At 39.2% G+C, this 3,713-nt stretch carries 3 protein-coding genes; 2 read left to right on the top strand and 1 reads right to left on the bottom strand.

Annotated features, from left to right (window positions below; translation table 11 throughout):
- The first annotated feature begins 134 nt into the window (after positions 1-134).
- Both CEX73_RS02340 and fabA read left to right on the top strand, forming a co-directional pair.
- Complete coding sequence (locus CEX73_RS02340) at positions 135-1,877, top strand: AAA family ATPase (RefSeq protein WP_101626991.1); 1,743 nt, start codon at positions 135-137, stop codon at positions 1,875-1,877.
- 41 nt (positions 1,878-1,918) lie between these two features.
- Entirely contained in the window at positions 1,919-2,437 is a 519-nt protein-coding gene (fabA, locus tag CEX73_RS02335; protein WP_101626990.1) for a bifunctional 3-hydroxydecanoyl-ACP dehydratase/trans-2-decenoyl-ACP isomerase, read from the top strand.
- A 100-nt stretch (positions 2,438-2,537) separates the two neighbouring features.
- On the opposite strand, the gene pyrD is transcribed toward fabA, so the two are convergent.
- A complete protein-coding gene (pyrD, locus tag CEX73_RS02330) occupies positions 2,538-3,548 on the bottom strand; it encodes a quinone-dependent dihydroorotate dehydrogenase (protein WP_101626989.1) in 1,011 nt (336 codons plus the stop codon).
- Positions 3,549-3,713 lie beyond the last annotated feature (165 nt).

Raw genomic sequence — 3,713 nt, 5'->3', positions numbered from 1 at the left:
AGTCATAAGATATTCTTATCTTATGACTAGTGACGCAAAAAAATAAACCTTATAATTTATAGTGAAAAGATATAATCTTAATTATATTATTAGTATAATCACGGTTCCCTGAACCAAAACATCATTATCTAAATTTGACGAATAACAAATTAAAATGGAATGATTTAGTTCCTGATACCTCAAAATTTGAGCCGGTATTTAACCAACTATGTCCGCCTCTAGATTCACCTTTGACAAAGCTCCAAATGCGTTTAATGAACGGTTTGAAGCAACTATGTCATTCATTATCTTCCAGCCGTTTGATGCTACTTAATGCTCGAGAAGAAGAAGAATATTTTCAATTAATTGCTGATACAATTAAAACTATTATACCTACAACCTCTCAACTATTCGGCGGCCGATATACAGTAACAGGCGTTAGTGTCAACTGGCAGCCTGCATCTAAGGTAGAAGATAATTTTGCCGCCAGAGATATCTGTGCCTGGCAAGCTTGGGTAGAGCACGAGCAACTGTTTGGCACATTACACTGTTACCAAAATGTTATTAATCTACAGCCTGGTCTAGTGCACTACGTCAACGGGGGCGTTTTGCTGCTAGGTGCTCATACGCTCGTTAGCCAACCCACGTTGTGGCTACGTTTGAAACAGATGATAATACAGCAGCGTTTCGACTGGCTACCGGTAAACCCCAGTAGATCAATCCCGGTTTATATACCCTCTATGCCGTTGAACTTACGACTTATCGTGATAGGAAATAACGAAGTACTGGCAGCATTAAACGCTAGAGAGCCTGATTTGCTCCGAGTTGCATTGTATGGAGAATTTGAATTAAATAAGTGTATAAATAATGCTACAGACATAACAGAGTGGTGCTCTTGGGTCAATACCCTAGCGTATCGGCAAAAATTGCCAGCACTGTGCTCCGATGCATGGCCTGAGTTGATTAAACAAGCGGTCCGCTATAGTGGCGATCAGCTTTATTTTCCACTTTGCCCGCATTGGCTTACGCAGCAACTGAAAGAAGCAACTTTATATTGCTACCCGCAGGCTATAAATGCAGCAGCGCTGTCAGACAGCTATCGCACTAGACTTTGGCGTGAAAGCTATCTTTATGAAAATTTGCAACAAGAGATAGTTGAAGGGCAAATTCTAGTGGATACTGAAAGAAAAATTACTGGTCAAGTAAATGCCTTATCAATACTTTCTGTATCTAGTCATCCCTTACTCTTTGGTCAACCATCGCGTATCAGCTGTGTTGTACATTTTGGTGATGGAGAAATCTATGATGTAGAGAGCAAAGTGGAACTAAGCAGCAATATTCATAGCAAAGGTATGATGATTATGCAAGCATTCCTAATGTCAGCATTACAGCTCGACCGGCAATTGCCTTTCTCAGCTTCGCTGGTATTTGAACAGTCATATGAAGAAATAGACGGGGACAGTGCATCGCTAGCCGAATTAGTAGCGCTTATAAGTGCATTAGCAGATAAACCGGTAGATCAGCAAATAGCTATAACTGGATCTGTTGATCAATTTGGTCGTGTTCAGTCAATCGGCAGCGTCAATGAAAAAATTGAGGGATTTTTCCAGCTGTGCCATACACGCGGACTTACTGGTACTCAAGGCGTTATTATTCCTATAACTAATGTCCGCCATTTATGTCTGCATGAAGATGTTATTAAAGCAGTACGTCAGGATACTTTCTCTCTGTGGCCAGTGAATACTATTTCTGACGCGTTGGAAATACTGACTGCGATGCCTTTATCTAGTATGATCACATATATCTGCGAGCGTATTGCCAAAATTCATCAGTACGAACAACAACGATTACCCTGGTGCTTACGCTGGCTAGCTAAGCTAGTAAAACAAACTAACTAAGTAGTCAATAACTAGCTGGTATGAATAAAGGTTAAGAAGATATGATCGATAAACGTGAATTTTATTCAAAAGAAGATCTGATAGCATCCAGCCGCGGTGAACTATTTGGTAAAGGAGGACCTCAGCTTCCAGCACATTATATGTTAATGATGGACGAAGTAGTAAAAATAACCGAGTATGGTGGCAATTATAATAAAGGTTTTATAGAAGCTGAATTAGATATTCAGCCTGACATGTGGTTCTTCGGTTGTCATTTTATTGGTGATCCAGTGATGCCAGGTTGCTTAGGTTTGGATGCGATGTGGCAGTTAGTTGGTTTCTACCTTGGTTGGCTCGGCGGAGAAGGCAAAGGTAGGGCGTTGGGGGTAGGTGAAGTAAAGTTCACAGGTCAAATTTTACCTAGTGCTAAAAAAGTTCTTTATCGTATTCATTTTCGCCGTATTATCCACCGTCAACTAGTGATGGGCATGGCCGACGGTGAAGTTATCTGCGATGGTAAAATGATTTATACTGCAAGCGATCTAAAAGTGGGTTTATTTAAAGAGACGACAGCATTTTAACAGTTAACAGATATAATCTGTCTTTCTACTGCCTTGAATGATAGTATACTAGATAAATATTAATAATCTTTTGTCAAATACATTTCTATTATCGCTTAGATTACAGATCGCTAATGATATCTCTAATTAAACGTGGACCATGAAAAATTAAGCCGGAATAAATTTGAATTAGCGTAGCGCCTGCTACCATTTTTTCTCGTGCTGCCATCAAAGAATCAATTCCACCAACGCCGATAATAGGTAATTTGCCTTGTAATTCAGACGATAAAATACGAATAACTTTTGTACTCATTAATTGTAGAGGACGTCCACTTAAACCACCAGGTTGCGAACCATAATCTAACCCCTGCACTAATTCTCTGGTCGTAGTTGTATTGGTTGCAATTACTCCATCAATATTATGCTGAACGAGAATATCCGCCATCTGGATCAGTTCTGACTCAGTCATATCTGGTGTTATTTTCAACGCTATTGGAACATATTTATGATGGTATTCTTGTAGTGCTGTTTGTTTATCTTTTATAGCTTGTAATAAATCATCTAGTATTTCTCCAAATTGTAAAGTAGTCAGCTCAGGGGTATTGGGCGATGATAGATTTACTGCGATATAATCAGCGTAAGGATAAATTTTTTCTATACATATCAAATAATCATCTTTTCCTTGCTCGATCGGTGTATCTTTATTTTTGCCAATATTAATACCTAAAACGCCGCCAAAATGGGATTTTTTGATGTTATTGACTAAATTATCTACTCCATGATTATTAAAACCCATACGGTTTATCAAGCCACCAGCTTTGACTAACCGGAATAGGCGTGGCTTTTCATTCCCAGGCTGAGCATGCGGCGTCACAGTACCAACTTCAATAAAGCCAAAACCCATAGCGCCGAGAGCGTCGATGCATTCGCCATTTTTATCTAGTCCTGCTGCTAGACCGAGTGGATTTTTAAAAGCAATACCCATGCAGGTAACGGCCTTGGTAGGAACGGATTGTTTCACCAAATATTCCAGCGGTGTACCAGTAATGCGCTTGAGCTGCTTAAAAGTAAATTCGTGTGCTTTTTCCGGCTCTAGTTGGAATAAGGCTTGCCTGATGATAGGATACAACATGATATCTCCTTATGAAGCTATATTCGATATATTTGTACATCTTTTAACACACCAGACCAGATGAGAAAAGATCTAAGAGAAAGTATACCTGATAGATAAAAATAGTGATGGTAGTAGATAAAAACCAAAATGATTTGTAACAGGTAAAAATACCTATTCTAATGG

The sequence above is a fragment of the Candidatus Palibaumannia cicadellinicola genome (assembly GCF_002855795.1).
GTDB classification, from domain to species: Bacteria; Pseudomonadota; Gammaproteobacteria; order Enterobacterales; family Enterobacteriaceae; genus Baumannia; species Baumannia cicadellinicola_C.
The sequence above is the reverse complement of the archived record's forward strand: the minus strand, read 5'-3'. Positions and strand labels throughout refer to the sequence as shown.